This is a genomic window from Mycobacterium lehmannii (assembly GCF_002245535.1).
Taxonomy (GTDB): Bacteria; Actinomycetota; Actinomycetes; order Mycobacteriales; family Mycobacteriaceae; genus Mycobacterium; species Mycobacterium lehmannii.
This window is the reverse complement of record NZ_NKCN01000005.1, coordinates 204,107-223,906: the sequence shown is the minus strand read 5'-3', so window position 1 is coordinate 223,906 and position 19,800 is coordinate 204,107. Positions and strand designations below refer to the sequence as shown.

Annotated in this window: 15 protein-coding genes and 1 pseudogene; 8 read left to right on the top strand and 8 right to left on the bottom strand. The window is 67.8% G+C overall.

The window, feature by feature from the left end; genetic code table 11:
• Positions 1-14: 14 nt before the first annotated feature.
• Complete coding sequence (gene lysX / locus CEX87_RS08710; protein WP_094286720.1) at positions 15-3,329, top strand: bifunctional lysylphosphatidylglycerol synthetase/lysine--tRNA ligase LysX; 3,315 nt, start codon at positions 15-17, stop codon at positions 3,327-3,329.
• Between the two features lie 511 nt (positions 3,330-3,840).
• Here lysX and CEX87_RS08705 read toward each other — a convergent pair.
• On the bottom strand, positions 3,841-4,137 hold the full coding sequence (locus CEX87_RS08705) for a DUF732 domain-containing protein (RefSeq protein ID WP_064395681.1): 297 nt from the start codon (positions 4,135-4,137) through the stop codon (positions 3,841-3,843).
• A 116-nt stretch (positions 4,138-4,253) separates the two neighbouring features.
• On the opposite strand from CEX87_RS08705, the gene CEX87_RS08700 reads away from it, so the two are divergent.
• Complete coding sequence (locus tag CEX87_RS08700) at positions 4,254-4,571, top strand: hypothetical protein (protein ID WP_233151317.1); 318 nt, start codon at positions 4,254-4,256, stop codon at positions 4,569-4,571.
• Here CEX87_RS08700 and CEX87_RS08695 read toward each other — a convergent pair.
• Positions 4,565-5,644, bottom strand: coding sequence for a hypothetical protein (locus tag CEX87_RS08695; protein ID WP_094286718.1), 1,080 nt, complete (start codon positions 5,642-5,644; stop codon positions 4,565-4,567). The genes CEX87_RS08700 and CEX87_RS08695 overlap by 7 nt on opposite strands.
• The gene (locus tag CEX87_RS08690) at positions 5,641-6,945 is read right to left on the bottom strand and encodes a hypothetical protein (protein WP_094286716.1); all 1,305 of its coding nucleotides are present in this window, start codon (positions 6,943-6,945) and stop codon (positions 5,641-5,643) included. The genes CEX87_RS08695 and CEX87_RS08690 overlap by 4 nt, the downstream gene beginning before the upstream one ends.
• A gap of 84 nt (positions 6,946-7,029) precedes the next feature.
• Here CEX87_RS08690 and CEX87_RS08685 point away from each other — a divergent pair, with 84 nt between their 5' ends.
• Positions 7,030-7,485 carry a hypothetical protein gene (locus CEX87_RS08685; RefSeq protein ID WP_064426704.1) on the top strand — a complete coding sequence of 152 codons (456 nt, stop codon included), beginning with the start codon at positions 7,030-7,032 and terminating at the stop codon, positions 7,483-7,485.
• On the opposite strand, the gene CEX87_RS08680 is transcribed toward CEX87_RS08685, so the two are convergent.
• The 3 genes from CEX87_RS08680 to CEX87_RS08670 form a co-directional block, all read right to left on the bottom strand.
• Positions 7,486-8,694: a CHAT domain-containing protein gene (locus CEX87_RS08680; protein WP_094286713.1), complete on the bottom strand. Its 1,209-nt coding sequence runs from the start codon at positions 8,692-8,694 to the stop codon at positions 7,486-7,488.
• Positions 8,676-10,295 (bottom strand): hypothetical protein, encoded by a 1,620-nt coding sequence (locus tag CEX87_RS08675; protein ID WP_094286788.1) that lies wholly within the window; start codon positions 10,293-10,295, stop codon positions 8,676-8,678. Before CEX87_RS08675 ends, CEX87_RS08680 begins: the two co-directional genes overlap by 19 nt.
• A 62-nt stretch (positions 10,296-10,357) precedes the next feature.
• Positions 10,358-10,831 carry a lipoprotein LpqH gene (locus CEX87_RS08670; protein WP_094286711.1) on the bottom strand — a complete coding sequence of 158 codons (474 nt, stop codon included), beginning with the start codon at positions 10,829-10,831 and terminating at the stop codon, positions 10,358-10,360.
• A gap of 120 nt (positions 10,832-10,951) precedes the next feature.
• Here CEX87_RS08670 and CEX87_RS08665 point away from each other — a divergent pair, with 120 nt between their 5' ends.
• The gene (locus tag CEX87_RS08665) at positions 10,952-12,109 is read left to right on the top strand and encodes a winged helix DNA-binding domain-containing protein (RefSeq protein ID WP_094286786.1); all 1,158 of its coding nucleotides are present in this window, start codon (positions 10,952-10,954) and stop codon (positions 12,107-12,109) included.
• Between the two features lie 69 nt (positions 12,110-12,178).
• On the opposite strand, the gene uvrA is transcribed toward CEX87_RS08665, so the two are convergent.
• Positions 12,179-15,088, bottom strand: coding sequence for an excinuclease ABC subunit UvrA (gene uvrA, locus CEX87_RS08660; protein WP_064395687.1), 2,910 nt, complete (start codon positions 15,086-15,088; stop codon positions 12,179-12,181).
• Positions 15,089-15,172: 84 nt separating this feature from the next.
• Between uvrA and CEX87_RS08655 the strand changes: the two genes are divergently transcribed.
• From CEX87_RS08655 to lnt, 4 genes and pseudogenes are all read left to right on the top strand, one after another.
• A complete protein-coding gene (locus tag CEX87_RS08655) occupies positions 15,173-15,844 on the top strand; it encodes an MBL fold metallo-hydrolase (RefSeq protein ID WP_094286784.1) in 672 nt (223 codons plus the stop codon).
• A complete protein-coding gene (locus tag CEX87_RS08650; protein WP_094286709.1) occupies positions 15,838-16,698 on the top strand; it encodes an SDR family NAD(P)-dependent oxidoreductase in 861 nt (286 codons plus the stop codon). Before CEX87_RS08655 ends, CEX87_RS08650 begins: the two co-directional genes overlap by 7 nt.
• Positions 16,699-16,889: 191 nt before the next feature.
• Positions 16,890-17,771 (top strand): fructose bisphosphate aldolase, encoded by an 882-nt coding sequence (locus CEX87_RS08645; protein WP_064426702.1) that lies wholly within the window; start codon positions 16,890-16,892, stop codon positions 17,769-17,771.
• Positions 17,768-19,219 (top strand): annotated as a pseudogene (gene lnt, locus CEX87_RS08640) (apolipoprotein N-acyltransferase); the annotation flags it as partial. The gene CEX87_RS08645 and the pseudogene lnt, both read left to right, overlap by 4 nt.
• On the opposite strand, the gene CEX87_RS27490 reads toward lnt, so the two are convergent.
• Positions 19,173-19,613 (bottom strand): universal stress protein, encoded by a 441-nt coding sequence (locus CEX87_RS27490; protein WP_064395689.1) that lies wholly within the window; start codon positions 19,611-19,613, stop codon positions 19,173-19,175. The pseudogene lnt and the gene CEX87_RS27490 sit on opposite strands and share 47 nt — an antisense overlap.
• Between the last annotated feature and the right edge of the window lie 187 nt (positions 19,614-19,800).

The following is a 19,800-nucleotide window of genomic DNA, read 5'->3' as shown; positions in this document are numbered from 1 at the left end:
TAATGTCGCGGCCTATGACCGTCGCTAGCCTGCCCGTTACCCGCCGCAGGTTGAGGTACTGGTGGGTGCCCGCGGCGGCGGGCTGGACGGTCGGCATCATCGCCACGCTCTCGTTGTTGGCGAGCGTCTCGCCGTTCGTGCGGTCGGTCATCCGGGTTCCCCGCGAGTTCGTCAATGACTACATCTTCAACTTCCCTGACACCAGCTTCGCGTGGGCGTTCGTGCTGGCGCTGCTGGCCGCCGCGCTGGCGGCGCGCAAGCGGATCGCCTGGTGGATCCTCGTCGCCTACATGGTGGGCGCGATCGTCTTCAACATCGCGGACCTGGTGTCCGGCGACGAGTCGGTGGTCGAGGAGATCGGCGAAGTCATCGGCCTGGTCTTCCACATTGCCGCGATCCTGTTCCTGCTGTTGGCTCGCGGCGAGTTCTGGGCGAAGGTGCGCCGCGGCGCCCTGTTGAAGGCAGCGGTCGTGCTGGTCGTGGGAATGGCGATCGGCACCCTGATCGGATGGGGCCTGCTCGAACTGTTCCCGGGCACGCTGACCAGTGACGACCGGTTCTGGTACGCGCTGAACCGGGTCAGCGCGTTCGCGGGCGCCGACTCCTCGAACTTCACCGGTCATCCGCACGTCCTGATCAACGCTGTGCTCGGCCTTTTCGGCGCACTGGCCCTGATGGTCGCGGCGATCGTGTTGTTCCAGTCCCAGCGCGCCGAAAACGCGCTGACCGGTGAGGACGAATCCGCGCTGCGCGGGCTGCTGGAGTTGTTCGGCAAGAACGACTCGCTCGGGTACTTCGCGACGCGCCGCGACAAGGCGGTGGTGTTCGCGCCCAACGGGCGGGCCGCCATCACCTACCGCGTGGAAGTTGGCGTGTGCCTGGCGAGCGGGGACCCGGTCGGCGATCCCAAGGCGTGGCAGGCGGCGATCGAGGCGTGGCTTACGTTGTGTCAGACCTACGGCTGGGCCCCCGGGGTGATGGGCGCGAGTTCGGCGGGCGCCGAGGCGTTCCGCGAGGCCGGGCTCAACGCCCTGCAGCTCGGCGACGAGGCCATTCTGTATCCCGACAGTTTCCGGCTGTCCGGGCCGGATATGCGCGCGGTCCGGCAGGCCGTGACCCGGGCGCGGCGTGCGGGCGTGAGCGTGCGCATTCGGAGGCACCGCGACCTGATCGCCGAAGAGATGGCCGACGTCATCGCCCGCGCCGAGGCCTGGCGCGACACCGAGGACGAACGCGGCTTCTCGATGGCACTCGGCCGGCTCGGCGACCCGGCCGACGGCGACTGCCTGCTTGTGGAGGCGGTCCAGAACGCGGGCGGGACAGACGAAGTCGTCGCCATGCTGTCACTGGTGCCCTGGGGCACCAACGGCGTCTCGCTGGACTTGATGCGGCGCGCACCCCACTCCCCCAACGGCACCATCGAACTGATGGTCAGCGAACTGTGCATGCAGGCCGAAGACATCGGCATCACACGGATCTCGTTGAACTTCGCCATGTTCCGCTCGGCGTTCGAACAGGGCGCCCAGCTAGGGGCGGGCCCGGTCGCTCGGCTGTGGCGCAGCCTGCTCGTGTTCTTCTCCCGGTGGTGGCAGCTCGAGACGCTGTACCGCTCGAACATGAAATACCAACCGGAATGGGTGCCGCGTTACGCCTGTTACGACGACGCCCGGCTGGTGCCCCGGGTCGGGGTGGCGTCGGTGATCGCTGAAGGGTTTCTGGTGCTGCCCTTTTCGCGGCGTCACGAACAGCCGCACACCGGACACCATACGGGGGTGCCGCAGGATCTGATGGCGACCGGACTGCTGCACCACGACGGCACGGCCCCCGACGTCGGCGGCTTGGCTGCGGATCTGCCCGACGCCGAAGAAACGCGGCTGCCAGAACAGGTGCGGGTGCGCATGGCCAAGCTGAAGGCTTTGCAGGACAACGGAGTCGATGCCTATCCCGTAGGTACGCCGCCGTCACACACCATCGCCGAGGCGATCGAGGCCGACGACGACGTTCCGGTGACGGTGGCGGGCCGGGTGCTGCGCAGCCGCGACTACGGCGGCGTGCTGTTCGCCCAGCTGCGCGACTGGTCCGGCGAAGTCCAGCTGCTGCTGGATAATTCGCTGCTCGAATCGGCGACGACGGCTGACTTCACGCACGCCATCGATCTCGGCGACCTCATCGAGGTGTCGGGCACGATGGGCTACAGCAAGAAGGGCACCCGCTCACTTCTGGTCCGTGACTGGCGGATGATCGGCAAATGTCTGCGTCCACTGCCGGACAAGTGGAAGGGGTTGACCGACCAGGAAGCCCGTGTGCGCGCCCGCTACGTCGACCTGGCGATCAACGCCGAGGCTCGCGACCTCATCCGCGCGCGTAGCGGCGTGCTGCATGCGATTCGGGAAACGTTGGTGGGCAAGGGATTCCTGGAGGTCGAGACGCCGATCCTCCAACAGATCCACGGCGGCGCGAACGCCCGGCCGTTCCTCACCCACATCAACGCCTACGATCTGGACCTCTACCTGCGGATCGCTCCCGAGCTGTACCTCAAGCGGCTCTGCGTGGGCGGTGTCGAGCGGGTTTTCGAGCTGGGCAGGGCGTTCCGCAACGAAGGCGTCGACTTCAGCCACAACCCCGAATTCACTCTGCTGGAGGCGTATCAGGCGCATGCCGACTACAACGTCTGGATCGACGGCTGCCGGCAGCTCATCCAGAACGCCGCCGAGGCCGCCAACGGTGCCCAGGTGTTCTACCGGCCGCAGGAAGGCGGTGGACTCGAACCCGTCGACATCTCCGGTCAGTGGACGGTCAAAACCGTGCACGATGCGGTGTCCGAAGCCCTCGGTGAACAGATCGGCCCCGACACCGAACTGCCACGGTTGCGCAAACTGTGTGACGCCGCGGCCATTCCGTACCTGACGCACTGGGATGCAGGCGCGGTGGTGCTGGAACTCTATGAGCGGCTGGTCGAGGACCGCACCGAAGCGCCGACGTTCTACAAGGACTTCCCGACGTCCGTGTCGCCGCTGACCCGTCCGCACCGGAGCATTCCCGGCGTCGCCGAGCGCTGGGATCTGGTGGCCTGGGGAGTCGAACTCGGCACCGCCTACAGCGAACTCACCGATCCGGTCGAGCAGCGACGCCGGTTACAGGAGCAGTCGCTGCTGGCCGCAGGCGGCGATCCGGAGGCGATGGAGCTCGACGAGGACTTCCTGCAGGCGATGGAGTATGCGATGCCGCCCACGGGCGGTCTGGGGATGGGTGTGGACCGCGTCGTCATGCTGATCACCGGACGCAGTATCCGCGAGACGCTGCCGTTCCCGTTGGCCAAGCCCCGTTGACAGCTTCTCCACAGCGCACCACAAGCATCACCCCGCATCCTGTTGTCCGTGACACTGGTGACACTGGCTCATTCGCTGCGTGGGCACCTGTCGTTGATGCATGGCTGGATTCCGACCACGGTTCAGATCGCCGCGGCGATAGTGCTGCTCGCCGCCGTCGGATGGCGCACACGTCGATGGCGGCTGGTGTGGGTGCCGTGGGCCGCGCTGTGCGGTATAGCGCTGGCAATGGCAACGTACGCGTACATCGCATCGGAAGGGCTTGCCGCCAACCCCGCTCCGCTCTCGTTGTGGGTGTGGGTGGCACTGACGGGTGCGGCGTGCGCCGTGCTGGTTGCGGGTTGGCGTGGCGTCCGGTGGTGGCGGCGCGGCGTCTCGCTGATGTCGACGCCGCTGTGCCTGCTGTGTGTCGCACTGTCCGTGAACCTCTGGGTGGGCTATGTCCCGACCGTGGGGGCCGCGTGGAATCAACTGACCGCGGGCAGCAGGGACTCCCGGCAAACCTGCAGGACTACGACGGACAGTACGACTGGGTGGCGGCACCGACGAAGAACCCGCTCTGGTCCAGGCTCCAGTGGGCCGGTTCGCTGATCTCGACCGCGACCTGTTCGGGCTTCTGCCCGGCGGCCACGTAGTCACATACCGCGTGGGCGAGGGTGATTGCGTCCTTGGGTGTCGAGAACGGGATTCCCTCTTCTTCGAGCACCGCGACGAAGATGTCGTCGGTCTCGTCGGCTAGGGCCGGCGCCGCCGTGCCCAGCGCCATGGCGACGCCGACAACCCCTGAGAAGATGATGGTGCCGCGCATGGTGGTTCCTTTCGCAGTGATAACGGCAAGACGCTACGCGCAGCGTTCGCGCAGCGCCGGACTTTCGTCAAAATTGTCACAACAGTCTTGACCTGTGAGCGGGTAGCGTGGACGGCATGTCGGTCGACGCCACTCCGGAACAGGACCAGCAACCCGCCGTCGAGGCGGAGGTCGTGGATCCGAAACCCGAGTCCACCACGCCGGTCGAGCCCGTCGACAGCGGCTACACACCGGGTGGTGTGCCGACGTTCGACGCCGTGCGGGAGAAGGTCGAGACGCGCTACGGCACGGCGATCGGGGCCTCCGAGCTCGCGGCTGAAACCCCCGAGGGTCGAAGCGTCGCCGAGCAATACGACGAGCGCCAGCGAGCAGCGGCCGAGCGTCTCGAACAGATCCGCGAGCAGATGCGCAAACAGTCCGACGAATCTCAGTAATCCGATTCGGCGGCAAGGATCTCGGCCAGGAACGCATCGGGGCCGGGTCGATCCATCCGCGACCGGGCGAACGCGCGGACCCGGTCGCGGGTGTGCGCCGACTCGTCGACATCGGCGCCCACCACCACCCTCGTGCCGCGCCAGTCATGGTTCCAGGCAACCGCTTCGGTGATCGGTGTCGCGTCGGTGTCGGCAACGGGAAACGACGCACGCCCGTCCGCGCCGAGTACGCCCGCCCCGCCGACGGGCCCGGACTCCAACCGCACCGCGATGCCGTGGGGTGAGCCCAGCCCCGTCAACTCCACCCCGACGACCGCATCCACACCGTCGTCGACCGCTTCCACCGACCATTCGACGGTGTCCTCGGCGGCGTCGAAGACACCCGGTGGTAGGGCCGCCCAATTGAGCGAGGCGGTGCCGCCGGCGATGACCGCGGGACCTCGGACTCGCGAGTCCGCCCCTGCCGCAAGCGCATAGTCGGCGCGCCGACCGCTCACCTCGTCTGCATCGAGTGCGACTCCGACATCGGCGGCCACATCGCGACACAGCTCGATGAGCGCGGTGACCCGTGGATCACCTTCGTGCGCAGCAGTATTCAGTGCCGCGGCATGCGGAGCAAGCAGATGGGCGATTTCCGAGTCGAAGGTGTCGTCGCCGAAGTAGTCCTGCGCCGCGGCCGTCAGCAGCGCGACTTCGGCATCCAGGAGCGCCCCGTCGAGCGTCGCGATCGCATCGCGCTGACTTGCCGGCCACCAGCGCCGCAGCCAGTGGCCGAGCGCGAGGCGGCGCAGCGGTTCGACCGCTTCGGGTACCAGGGCCACACCGCTCACCTCGATGCTGTCGACTGCGGCGCGGTCACCCAGCGCGGAGATCACGGCGTGGTGGCCCGCCTCACCGATCACCCGCCACAACCAGTCCGCCCGCGCCGGATCGGTGAACGTGATCTGGGCATCCGTCGGCTCGTCGACCGTCCACGACAGCACCGCACCGCTGACTTCGAGAACGGCGATCACCGGAGCCGGGGCCATCAGCGGTCCCGTCGTCCACAGGCCCGAATCGGCCATCAGCCTCATCCCGCCACCTGCATCTCGAGCATCGTCTTGATCCGCTGGCGGTGGTCCAGGCTGACCGACCTCGCCACGCCTTCGAGCACCGCTCGAACCTCATCGACGTCGCCACACGGCTCCTGCCACACGTCACGGCCGTGCAGCCTGGCCCACAACCGGCTCAGGTACGGGCGCGCGAACATCGCCAACTCGTCGATCACCTGTTGCTGGCGCGGATGGATCGGTCCGTCGGCGGCCAGATAGCGGCGCGCGTGCAGCACGTATGCCTCTTTGCGGAGCCGCGCCTGAATCTGGCGGGCCAACTCGTAGCGGGGCTCGCCGCCATCGGCCACCGGGGCGAGATGCACCGCGACCTCGATTCCCGCGACCAGCGTGGCCTGCTTGTCCTCTCCTATCAGCCCCCAGGGAGCGCACGCCCGGTCGACCTCTTCGGCGCACAATGTCGGCACATCGGGAAGTCCGTCGCGGTCCATCGCCCTTCGCAGCGTTGCGCGCACCCTGTCGATCACGCTGCGGTTCAGGGGCCGGTCGTGGTCCGGCCCACCGATGATGCTCGGCTGCTGTTGTGGTTCAACAGAACTCAGGCCGAGGTTGACGATCGACCATGGCAGCTCGGCCAGTCCGCTGCGTGCCTTGGCTCCGAGGTTGTACGGCGCGGCGTCGGCGATCAACGCCTGCCACACACGCTGTCGCGCGGCGGCGGCAGAGTGGCCGTCGGCGGGGCCGAGCACCGTGGTCAGTCCGGCCATGAACGGACCGGTGATATCGGTACCCGCGCGAACATCTCGCCAACTGCGGCTCAGCTGCCTCTCCAGTTCTGCGATGACCTTCTCGTCGGACACGAACCGGTTCAGTACTTCGATCGCGGTGCGGTCGCGTTCATCGTGGATCTCGCGCAGCACCTCCTCGGCACCGGAACCATGTTGTGCAGGCGGTCCTTTCGTCACGGCCAGCTCGAAACACACCGGGAAGTACAGCTCTTGGGCATTGCCCGAGGTGATGCGCAACCGACGCCGCTCCCGTTTGAGGACGTCGAACCAGGTCGCCGTGTCCCGCAGTTGCGTACTGTGCCCGAGGATCGCGTCGTACATCGCGTCGGCCACATCGGGCGCCACGAACGGCGCCGAGAATCGGGTGTTCGATCGCAGCCGCAGGACCAGCGGATCGATGATCCGTTTCACCGTTCGCCGCAGCGGCCCGCCGTCCTCGCTGCTGAGCACCTCGACACCGGGCCCGATGGCGCGCCAGGCGCGGTCGATGACCGCCCGGCGCGGATGGGCGACGGCGACGGCCGTCCCGGTGCTCATCAGGACAGGATAGAAGTAGGTTCCGGTTGTGGACAGCAGGAAAGTTGGGTTCGGTAGCGGCGCGGCCGCCCGACCCTTGAGGTCATGTTCACTGCGCTGTTCGCGTTCGTCTGCATCGTTTACATCGGCACGACGGCCGCTTCGTTACGACCCGCTTGGAGGCTCTCCCGAGTGGATTGCGGTGAGGCCGACGAGCGCCTGGCCACGGCGGAGGACATCCTCGCCGCGCGAGCGGAGTTCGACCGGACGATGGTGCGCAAAGGCCTGCTCACCCGCGACCGACTCGAGTTGATCCGCAACGGTATCCGCTCACCGGCGGTCGTCACCGCAATGCGGCCCACCGGGCAGGGGCTCGAGGACTGCCGGGAAGTCGAACTCGATGTGATGGTCAGAAAGCCTGGAGGCGGGCAGTTTCCCGCCCGGGAGACCGCGTTGGTGCCGGCGTCCGCACTGATCAAGGTCTCCCCCGGCAGCGTTATCGACACCTACTACCGTCCCGGTGACGAGACCGCCGTGGCGATTTGCGTGGCGCCGGTCTGATCAGCGCGCGCCGTCAACGGCGAAGCTGGCCAGCGCCGCCCAATACAGCGGGCTGGCGGTCAGATCGCCACCGCGCCAGTCGCGCATCCGGTCCCGCTGCCAGCGGTTCACCGCCCGGCCGGCCTCGTCGGCCTCATGGGCGCGGTCGACGGCGACGATCGCCTCGCTCATCGGGTCGGCCTCGCATGCGGCGAACTGCCGGTAGCCCGCCGTCGTCGGCAGCGACCACAACGTGGCAGTGACCAACTGGGCGCCACCCAGGACCATCGCCGCCACCAGCCCACTGGCCTCGTCGAACTGATAGTCCCCGCCGGATGCGCACGCCAGCAGCGCAACCCGTGGAGGAAAGGGCAATCTCGCCGCCATGAGCTCACCCGCGGTGAGCGGCCGCTCTTCGGCGAGGTGCAGCGCCGCGCGGTCTGCGTGGCCGGCGTCGCCGTCGGCGGCGGTGGCATGCCCGACGTACACCAGGCGGCCGGGCCGGCGCGCGAGTTGACCGGCGAGCCAACTGCGGTCGGCGTCGGTACGCCGGAACAGTTCGGTGACGGCCGCCACGTCCGGCAGCACCGCGCGGCGATCGGCGAGATCGGCGAAATGACGAGCCAGGACGGTATCGGGCGACGGTTTACCGAGCACGGAGCCCAACGCCGCGTCCGGGCGCTGGCCGGGCACGCGCGGGTCGAGCACCAACAGTACGGGGTTGTTGCTTCCATCGATCCAATTCGTCGGCGCCCGCGGCGAATTGACGATATTGGGTGGCACGGCCATCATGACGTCGGCCAGCTCCATCAGCCGGATGCCGTCTTGCTTCGGCGCCGCCAGCAGACCCCAGGGGATCCTGGCCAGCCGCGCGCTCGGCGACACGAACAGCGTCGCGCGCGGTGACGCCGCATGCTCGACGAGCAGCTGCCAGGCGGCGGGGGCGATCAGTTGTGTGCCCAGTGCGCGGGCGAGTTCGAATTCGGTTGTGGGCGCGGCGAAGGCGCCTCGGGCGATCGCGCGGTCGAGTGCGTCGCGGCGGTTCTCAGTGCCGATGGGGTCGGGCAGCGCCTCGGCGAGCCGCTGTTCGGCTGCGACGAGGTCCGGCTGTTCGACCACCCAGGTGACGGTTCGCGACGGGTCTCCCACGACCCGCAGCCCGGCGTACGTCGCCACCCCGACGTCGGCGAACCGCAGGACGAGAGTTTTGCTCAGGGCCACGTGCACCACGCGGGCTCGTCCGCGGTCACGTCGCGGCCGTACCGCTCGGCCGCCAGGGCGCGGTAACGACCGATGATCGGCGCGGTGGCCGGGTCCATCACCAGCGGCGGCAACGGTCCGAGTCTGGTCAGCGACGCGCTCGCGGTGACCATCGGCCCGGCGGCGACCAGCGCGTACTCGTCGGCGGACTCCACGGGTACGGCCGCCGTCGCGGTGCCCGCCCAATCCATGGTGTCGGCGGAGGCGGGTTCGGCGGTGAAGGTTCCGCGCGCGCTGTGGTATTCGATGAGCTCGCTGAGCAGTTTGGTGTTACCCCACTCCCATGCGACAGCGAATGCGCCAGCGAGGATCGGAGCGGAAACGTAGGTGGCCCAACGCATCCGGGCGTCGGCATTGGGGATCGCGTACCGCACCGAGTCGACGGCCATCGCGGCGGGGAGTTTGAGTTCAGCGGCCTTCTGGAGCTTCTCCGCCGCGTGAACGGGATCGGCCAGTGCGTCGGCCCGCCAGATGTTGCCGAGCTGGTCGTCGAGGCGGGCGTACTGCAGCCAGCTGTGGCGGGGCCACGCGTCCAGCAGTTCACGCGCCTGTCCGACGCGCTCGAGTGCTGCGGCGAAGTCCTTCCGGAAGATGTCGACCCAGCTGCGCTGCAACAGGATCCGGTGGATGTGCAGCGGCTTCTCGATCTCACGCCAGTGCCGTTCGGCATGACCGAGTCGTTCGTCGGCGTCGTCGAGCGCGTTCACGGAGATGCTGATCAGCCCGAAGTACAACCAGCACCGCGAGACATCGTGTGCGCGAAGATGTTCGGCGATAGCGGGATATGCCTCGTGGACCAATGTCTGCGCCTGCGGCCGGTCCCCCGCCGACCACGCCGCCGTCGCACGTTCGAGTTGGGTGCGCGCCACTGCGAGCCTCCACCCACGCGCCTCCGCGCGCGCCCCCGCCCGCCGCAGCCAGGGCTCGGCCGCAACGAGCCGGCCGGTCTCGACGCAGAACCTGCCATAGCCGGTGGCTCCCAGGACGAGGAGGTGATCGTGGTGTTCGCCACCGTCACCCGGACGGTCGATCACGTCGATCACGCGCTCCCACAACGGGATCGACTTCACGTGCAGGTCGTCGTCGCACAGCGCGACCGCACACAGGATCTCGGCGTAGGTGACCAGAAATCGGTGTTCGGCGGCGAGTTCGGCGACCGGCTCGTCGTCGGTCAGGGCGATCAATGCGGCCTCGGCGGTCTCATGGTCGCCGTGCGCCGCGGCCAACCCGGTCTGCAGGAACTGCGCGCGCCGCGAGTACCGGCGCACCATCAGCTCGATCTCGGCCGTCGACATCGTCACCTGTGCCGCGGCCTCGGGCTTGTTACCCGCGAGAATCGCCGAATAGACGGCCAGGCATTCGCGCATCCGGTTCAGGCATTCCTCGGTGCCGTTGTATGCGGTGCGGACGAGATAGATCTCGCCGAGCAGCGCATACACCTCGAGCATCCAGTCGTCGCGGCCGGCCTGCTCGATCTGCGGCACCAGAGACAGCAGGAGATCCTTGGCCGCCTCCTCGTTGGCGGCGAACGCGAGGTGACGGGCACGCTCGAGGTCCGTGGGGATCGCCACCGCGCAATCATAGAAAGCGGCGGGCATGCCTGGCACGCCCGCCGCTTCAGGAGGTGGATCGCTCAACTGCAGTTGACCTTGACGGTGAACGGCTTGGTGATCGACCCTGCCATCGGGTTCGAGATGTCGGCTCCCGCCGCTTCGCCGGTGATGGTGTAGGTGTCCCCGTCGACCTTCACCTCGGCCGAACCGACCTTGGCTCCCATGGTGTTGCTGACCGCGAGGGCGTTTCCGTCGACCACCATGCCCAGCGACTCCACCCTCGGATTCGCCTCATCGCTCATCACGATGCCCAGGCCCTGCTGGCCGCCGATCGCGCCGCTGGCGACGTTGATCCGACCGCCCTGCTTCACGCAGGTGACGGTGTTGAGGTCCAGGCCCTCGAGATCCTTGCCGTCGACCTTCACCTCCGTGCTGCCGCCGCTGCTCACGCCCGCCGCGCTGGCCGCGGGGGCACTTCCCTTGTCGTCCGAACAGCCCACCAGCACTGTGGCGCCGGCGACCAGTCCGATCAGACCCACAACAACGCGATTCATCGATCTACCCTTCGTTGGGACGTCGCCCCGATGGCGCCCGTCATGGCGGTAAGTCAAAACCGCACCGGTCGCTACCGATCCCAAACTTCTGTCGGCGCGCACCGGTACGGTTCGCAGGCGATGCGCAGATTCACGGCCGACGAACGGCGGGCGCGGCTGGCCCGTCGGCACTTCCTCTGTGCGCCTGCGGACTCCGTCGGCGGCGTCGTCGACGGTGTGCTCGGGCTGCATGCGACCGATCCGGCGACCCCCTACCTGTCGCTGTGGGCACGGCTGGCGGAGTTCGGCGTCGCCGATCTGGACGCCGAACTCTACGAGCGGCGCTCGCTGGTCAAACATCTCGCGATGCGCAGGACGCTGTGGACCGTCCACGCCGGCGACATGCCGCTGATCCAGTCCGCGGCAAGCGATCGGGTCGCCGACACCGAGCGTCGCCGGCTCATCGCCGACGCGCAGAAGGCCGGTGTCTGCACCGATGGCGACGCGTGGCTCGACGCGGCCCGCACGGCGGTCCTCACGCATCTGAGTGAGCATGGGGCGATGAGTGCGAAGGATCTGCGCGAGGCGCTGCCGGAGTTGGCAGGGTCGTGGGATCCGGCCCCTGGTAAGCGGTGGGGCGGCAAGACCCCGTTGGCACCGCGCGTCCTGACCGTGCTGGCGGTGCGCGGCGACATCATGCGCGGCCCCAACGACGGGAAGTGGACGACGTCGCGACCCCGTTGGGTCGCCACCGCCGAGTGGATCGGCACCGCCGGTGTCGCCGACCCGCAGGCGGCCCGCTCCGAGGTCGTGCGCCGCTGGCTTTCCGCATTCGGCCCCGCCACCGTGACCGACATCAAGTGGTGGTTCGGCAACACGTTGACCTGGGCGCGAGAGGCGTTGCGCGACATCGGCGCCGTGGAGGTCGACCTCGACGGCACACCGGGCTTCGTCCTACCCGACGATGTCGACGCCGAACCCGAACCCGAACCGTGGTGTGCACTTCTGCCCGGACTGGACGTCACGACGATGGGCTGGTTCGACCGCGACTGGTACCTCGGACCGCACCGGGCGCAGGTGTTCGACCGGAACGGCAACGGCGGTCCCACGGCATGGTGCGACGGCAGGATCGTCGGGGCCTGGGGTCAGGACGATGCCGGTCGGGTCGAGCTGCGGCTGCTCGAGGACGTGGGTCGCTCGGCACAGACCCGACTGCGCGAGCGCGCCGACCAGCTGACCGAGTGGCTCGACGGTGTACGGATCAGCCCGCGGTTTCCGTCGCCGCTGTCGAAGGCTTAGCCCCGAAGCTGAAGATCTGCACGAGATGGCCGCGGAAATCTCGAACACAAGCTCAGTTTCGACGGGCTGTCAGGCGCTGACCTTGGTACGTTTGGCGTTGCGCGCCTTGGGTTTCGGCCGTGCAACGCCCAGACACTCGGCGAGGAAGTGGCCCGTGTAGCTGTCGGTGTTGGCGGCGACGTCCTCCGGCGTTCCGGACGCGACCAGGGTGCCGCCTCCTGCGCCGCCTTCCGGGCCCATGTCGACGATCCAGTCCGATGTCTTGATGACGTCGAGGTTGTGCTCGATGACGATGACCGTATTGCCCTTGTCGACAAGCCCGTTGATGACCTTGAGCAACTTGCGGATGTCCTCGAAGTGCAGGCCGGTGGTCGGCTCGTCGAGGATGTACACCGTGCGTCCGGTCGACCGCTTCTGCAGCTCGGAGGCCAGCTTCACGCGCTGGGCCTCACCACCGGACAGCGTCGGGGCCGGCTGGCCCAGCCGCACGTAGCCCAGACCGACATCGACGAGCGTCTTCAGGTACCGGTGTATCGAGGTGATCGGGGCGAAGAACTCCGACGCCTCCTCGATCGACATGTCGAGGACCTCGGCGATGGTCTTGCCCTTGTAGTGCACCTCGAGCGTCTCGCGGTTGTACCGGGCGCCGTGGCACACCTCGCACGGCACGTACACGTCGGGAAGGAAGTTCATCTCGATCTTGATGGTGCCGTCGCCGGAACACGCCTCGCAGCGACCGCCCTTGACGTTGAACGAGAAACGCCCCGGTTGATACCCGCGCACCTTGGCCTCGGTGGTGGCCGCGAACAGCGTGCGGATCTTGTCGAAGACGCCGGTGTAGGTGGCGGGGTTGGAGCGCGGTGTGCGGCCGATCGGGGATTGGTCGACCCGGACGAGTTTGTCCAGCTTGTCGAGCCCCGTCACCCGGGTGTGGCGGCCCGGCACCTGCCGGGCACCGTTGAGCTTGTTCGCCAGCACCGATGCCAGGATGTCGTTGACCAACGTGGACTTACCCGAGCCCGAAACACCGGTGACCGCGGTCAGCACGCCGAGGGGAAAGGACACGTCGATCTCGCGCAGGTTGTGCTCGCGGGCCCCGACGACCGTCAGCAGCCGCTTCTTGTCGACCGGCCGCCGGATCGCCGGCACCTCGATCTCTTCCTTACCCGAAAGATAAGCTCCGGTAAGCGATTCCGGGTTCTTCAACAACTCCTCGTAAGGTCCGCTGTGCACGATCTGGCCGCCGTGCTCGCCCGCCGCGGGGCCGATGTCGACGACCCAGTCGGCATGGGCGATGGTGTCGAGGTCGTGCTCGACGACGATCAGCGTGTTACCCAGATCCCGCAGCCGGACGAGCGTGTCGATCAGCCGGCGATTGTCGCGCTGGTGCAGCCCGATCGACGGTTCGTCGAGCACGTAGAGCACCCCGACGAGGCCCGACCCGATCTGGGTGGCGAGCCGGATACGTTGCGCCTCACCGCCGGACAGCGTGGCGGCGGCCCGCGACAGCGACAGGTAGTCCAGTCCGACGTCGAGCAGGAAGCCCAGTCGCGACTGGATCTCCTTGAGCACCTGACCCGCGATGGCCTGCTCGCGTGCGCCCAGCGTCAACGCATTGAGAAACTCCGAGCATTCGGCGATCGACAGCTCGGCGACCTCGGCGATGGACTTCGGCCCGAACTCCCCCGCGGTCAGGGTCACCGCGAGGATTTCGGGCTTGAGCCGCGTGCCCTCGCACTCCGGGCAGGGCACATCGCGCATGAAGCCCTCGTAACGCTCCTTCATCTGCTCGGAGTCAGTCTGCTCCATCCTGCGCTGCAGGAACGCCATCACGCCCTCGAAATCTGCGTAGTACGAGCGGGTTCGGCCGTAACGGTTCTTGTACCGCACGTGCACCTGCTCGTCGCAGCCCTCGAGGATCGCCCGGCGCGCCTTGGCGGGCAGCTTCTTCCACGGCGTGTTGACATCGAACCCGAGCGCGTCACCGAGGCCCGCCAGCATCCGGGTGAAGTACTCCGCGGTCTGCCCCATCGACCAGGGCGCGATCGCCCCCTCGGCCAGGGTCAGGTCCGGGTCCGGCACCACCAGTTCCGGATCGACCTCCTTGCGGATGCCCAGGCCCAGACATTCGGGGCAGGCGCCGTAGGGCGAGTTGAACGAGAACGAGCGCGGCTCGAGATCGTCGACGGCCAGCGGATGTCCGTTGGGGCAGGCCAGCTTCTCGGAGAACCGCTGTTCGCGGTGCGGATGGTCGTCCTCGCGGTCGACGAACTCCAGCACGACGATGCCGTCGGCCAGATTCAGCGCCGTCTCGATCGAGTCCGTCAGCCGCTGCTTGGCGCTGGCCTTCACCGTCAGGCGGTCGACGACCACCTCGATGTCGTGTTTCTCCTGCTTCTTGAGCTTCGGCGGATCGGTGAGCGGATACACCACGCCGTCGACGCGCACGCGGCTGTAGCCCTGCGTGTTCAGCTTGTCGAACAGGTCGACGAACTCGCCTTTGCGGGTGCGCACCACCGGTGCGAGCACCTGGAAACGCAGCCCCTCGTCCATGGCCAGCACCTGATCGACGATCTGCTGGGGCGTCTGCCGGGCGATGCGCTCACCGCAGATGGGGCAGTGCGGGGTGCCCGCGCGCGCATACAGCAGCCGCAGGTAGTCGTACACCTCGGTGATGGTGCCGACCGTCGACCGCGGGTTGCGGTTGGTCGACTTCTGGTCGATGGACACCGCGGGCGACAACCCCTCGATGAAGTCGACGTCGGGTTTGTCCATCTGACCGAGGAACTGGCGGGCATAGGCCGACAGCGACTCGACGTAGCGGCGCTGGCCCTCCGCGAAAATCGTGTCGAAGGCCAGCGACGACTTCCCCGAACCCGAGAGGCCGGTGAAGACGATCAGCGCGTCGCGTGGTAAATCAAGATCGACACTTCGCAGGTTGTGCTCGCGCGCACCCTTGACGACAAGGCGGTCAGCCACCCGGTTCCTCCCGAAGACATAGTTCAAAACCACTCTATGTGGACCCACCGACAAGCCCCAGACAAGGCGGATACGGTGAAGAACATGACCGTCGTCGACGACAACTACACCGGCCACGTCGAGCCAGGAACCGCGGCCCGGCGCACGCTCCCAGGCGCCTCGATCGTCAAGGTCTCGGTCGGCCCGATGGACAACAACGCCTACCTGGTCACGTGTTCCCGAACCGGCGAAACGCTGCTGATCGACGCCGCCAACGACGCGCCGATCCTGCTCGAACTGATCGAGAAGCACGCGCCGAGACTGGCGCTGATCGTGACGAGCCACCAGCACTTCGACCACTGGCAGGCGCTGGAGGAAGTGGCCAAGGTCACCGGGGCGACCACGGCCGCGCACCAACTCGACGCTGAACCGCTGCCGGTCCGACCCGATCGGATCCTCGCCCACGGCGACACAGTCGACATCGGCGAGCTGTCCTTCGACGTCATCCATCTGCAGGGCCACACCCCCGGTTCGGTGGCGCTCGCGCTCGACGGCGCCGACGAGGCCACCCACCTGTTCACCGGCGACTGCCTGTTCCCGGGCGGTGTCGGCAAGACGTGGGAGGACGGGGCTTTCGACCAGTTGCTGGGCGATGTGACCCGCCGCGTGTTCGACGTCTACGACGACTCGACAGTGGTCTACCCGGGCCACGGCGACGACACCACGCTCGGCACGGAACGGCCGCATCTGGCCCAGTGGAAAGAACGCGGTTGGTAGACGCGCCGATCGCGGTCGTCACAGGTGCCAGCCGCGGTGCCGGACGCGGGATCGCGCACGCGCTGGGCAACCACGGCTGCACGGTGTATGTCACCGGGCGCACCGAGCGCGCAGGCCAGTCCGTGCTCGACGGCACGATCCACGAGACCGCCGAACTCGTCACGGCCGCAGGCGGCACCGGAATCGCCGTCCGCGTCGACCATGCCGACGACGAGCAGACGAAGGCCTTGTTCGAGCGGATCAGACGGGAACAGGGCCGGCTGGACATCCTGGTGAACAACGCGGTGATCATCCGCGAGGAGATGATGGGCCGAACCCGGTTCTGGGAAGAGCCCGTCAACGTCATCGACACCCTCGAGGTCGGCCTGCGCAGCAGTTACGTCACGACCGTGTACGCGGCCCCGCTGATGCTCGCGCGGCGGCGCGGGCTGGTGGTGTTCACCTCCGCGCCCGGTGCGGCCCACTACGTGTTCGGCCCCGCCTACGGCGTTCACAAAGCGGGCACCGACAAGATGGCTGCCGACATGGCGGTCGACTTCAAGGACTTCGGCATCGCGACGGCGTCGATCTGGATGGGCGTGCTGCTGACCGAACGCTTCAAGAAGCTGATCGGCAACGCGCCCGACAAGCTCGCTCACCTGCTCGACAACACCGAGACGCCGGAGTTCACGGGACACCTGATCTGGGCACTGTTCAACGACCCACACCTGATGGACAAGAGCGGCCAGACCTTCATCGGTGCGGAGCTGGCGACGGAGTACGGCATCAAAGACGCAGCAGACCGCGAGCCGCCGTCGTACCGCGACCTGCACGGAATTCATCCGATCAGGCAATTCGACCGCATCTTGCGGTGACACTGAGGGCCGCAGCGTCATCCGCACCACCACCCGCGCCGAGCGTCGGAAAGATGACGTGGATCCCGGCGAAAACCGTCAACTTCGCGACTCTCAACGCTTTTTGGGATAGTGACCGGACGTTGAGCGGCCATCTGACGCTCGGCCGTGCGAACTTCGATAGATTGCCTGGTGACGAAGAAAGGGCAGACATGAACACCGATCAGTTGAAGAAGGCGCAGAGCGGCGCCGGGTTCATCGCGGCACTCGACCAGAGCGGCGGCAGCACCCCCAAGGCGCTGAAGCTCTACGGGATCGCCGAGGACGCCTACTCCGGCGACGACCAGATGTTCGACCTCGTGCACGAGATGCGCACCCGGATCATCACCAGCCCCGCCTTCGACGGCGACCGCATCATGGGCACCATCCTGTTCGAGCAGACGATGGACCGCGAGATCGAGGGCCGTCCGACCGCCGACTACCTGTGGAACGTCAAGAACATCGTTCCGTTCCTCAAGATCGACAAGGGTCTCAACGACGAGCAGGACGGCGCGCAGACGATGAAGCCGATGCCCGGCCTCGACGACCTGCTCGACCGCGCCGCGGCGAACGGGGTCTTCGGCACCAAGGAGCGTTCGGTCATCAAGCTGCCCGGCGCCGGTCTGGACGCGGTCGTCGCCCAGCAGTTCGAGGTCGCCGAGCAGGTCCTCGCCAAGGGCCTGGTGCCGATCATCGAACCCGAGGTCGACATCAAGAGCCCGAAGAAGGCCGAGGCCGAGGAGCAGCTCAAGGCCGCGCTGCTCGACGGTGTCGGCAAGCTCGGCGACAAGAAGGTCATGCTCAAGCTCACGCTGCCCGACACCGACAACCTGTACAAGGATCTGGTCGAGCATCCGAACGTGCTGCGGGTCGTGGCGCTGTCCGGCGGCTACAGCCGCGACGAGGCGAACGAGAAGCTGTCGCGCAACATCGGTGTCATCGCGAGCTTCTCGCGCGCGTTGACCGAGGGTCTGACCGCCCAGCAGAGCGACGAAGAGTTCAACTCCACGCTCGACCAGGCGATCGCGAGCATCGCTAAAGCGTCGAGCACCTGATCTCGCTGCGGGGCTACGCGTCGGCGGTCCTCGCCGGCGCGTTCCCCGCGCTTGCGTTCCCGGCGCCTGCCCTGTGGTGGCTGGCCTGGATCGGGCTGGTCCCGCTGCTGCTCGTGCTCCGAGCGGCGCCGACGGCTGGACAGTCCGCCGCGCGAGCCTGGTTGGCGATGGCGGCGTTCGTCGGCGTCACCCAATACTGGCTGTGGCCGAGTACCGGTCCCCCGCTGCTCGTGCTCGCCGCCGGACTCGGCGCGCTGTGGCTGCCCTTCGGGTGGGCGGCGCACCGCCTGCTCTCCGGCGACGTCACCGCCGCACGAGGCGTCAGCGCCGTTGCGGTACTGCCCAGCCTGTGGGTGCTCGCGGAAGCGGTCCGATCGTGGGACCGGCTCGGCGGGCCGTGGGCCGTCCTCGGCGCATCGCAGTGGAATCAACCCGCCACGCTGGCGCCCGCCGCGGTGGGCGGCGTGTGGCTCGTCAGCTTCCTGCTGGTGGCGGTCAACACCGCGGTTGTCGCGGCCCTGGTGCGGCGTTCGGCGGCACCGGCGGTGCTCGCGGTGGTTCTTCTGGCGGTGGGTCCGGCCTGGTTTTGGTGGGGGCCGACCCCTACGTCCGGCCCGACGGTCCGCATCGCGCTCGTCCAACCGGGTGACATCGCCGAATCCACGGCGCGACAGGCCGCGAGCGAGGCCCTGACCTCGGAACTGCCCGGGCAGCCACTCGCCCTGGTCGTATGGGGCGAGAGCAGTGTGGGCGTAGACCTGGCGGCCCGCCCGGACGTCACCGCGCGGCTCGCCGCCCTTTCGCGGCGCGTCGGCGCGGACCTGCTGGTCAATGTCGACGCCCGGGGAGCATCGGGCGGCATCTACAAGTCGTCGGTGCTGGTCGGACCGGACGGTGTGCAGGGCTCATACGCGAAGACGCGCCTGGTCCCCTTCGGGGAATACGTGCCGCTGCGGCCCCTGATCGGCTGGGCCACATCCAACACCCAGGCCGCGGGCGAGGATCGCCGCCGCGGGCAAGGGCCCGTCGTCCTGCGCACCGACGTCGTCGCGATCGGACCGCTGATCAGCTTCGAGACGATGTTCTCCGACCTCGCGCGGGCAGCGGTCCGACGGGGAGCGGAGTTGCTCGTCTACCAGAGTTCGACGTCGTCATACCAAGGCAGTTGGGCGCAACCGCAGCTGGCGGCGATGCCCGCCGTACACGCGGTCGAAACAGGCCGTCCCGCGGTTCACGCCGCGTTGTCGGGGGTCAGTTCGGCGTTCGACGCCCGGGGCCGCCAGCTGGCATGGATGCCGGCCGCCGAGTGGGGAGTCACTGTCGTTGACGTCCCGCTGGACGCGCGGACGACCCTCTATCAGCGGTGGGGCGGCTGGACGATCGTGGCGGCGCTGGTGGTGGTTACGGCGTGGTGTGCACAATCAATACGTCGCTCTTGGAGCGGCGTGCGACGTTGGCGGGAACGGAACCGAGCAACCGGCCGGCGATTGTGGAGAGGCCGACGTTACCGACGACCAGCAGATCCGCCTTGACCTCCTCGGCGAGTTCGACCAGCGCGTCGACGGGGGCGCCGACGATGGCCTTCTCCTCGACGTTCGTGGCACCCGCCTGGTGGGCGCGTTCCTTCGCCTCGCGCAGGATCGCGTAGATCGGCGCGTTGCCGGACATCTTGTAGCCCTCGTCCTTGAGCACGTCGGCCGCGCGCTGATCTTCGTTCTGGGGGAAGTACGCCGTGGCGATGACCAGCTTGGCGTCACCGGCGATCTGACCCGCTTTCTCGACCGCGCGCAACGACGAGTCCGATCCGTCCGTGCCAACCAAGACGGTCTGATAGGCGCTCATCCATATCCTCCCAGTTTCAGTTCGTTGCCACCCGGAACAGTAGCCGCTCAGGTGGCATTTGCCTGCGATTTCGTCCTACTTCGCACCCAACGTCACGCTGGACCGGCCCAGGTGACGCCGCCTACACCCGGCCGCGCGAAGCGATCGTCAGCGGCGTCGGCACCTCGGTCGTCGTGACTTTCATACC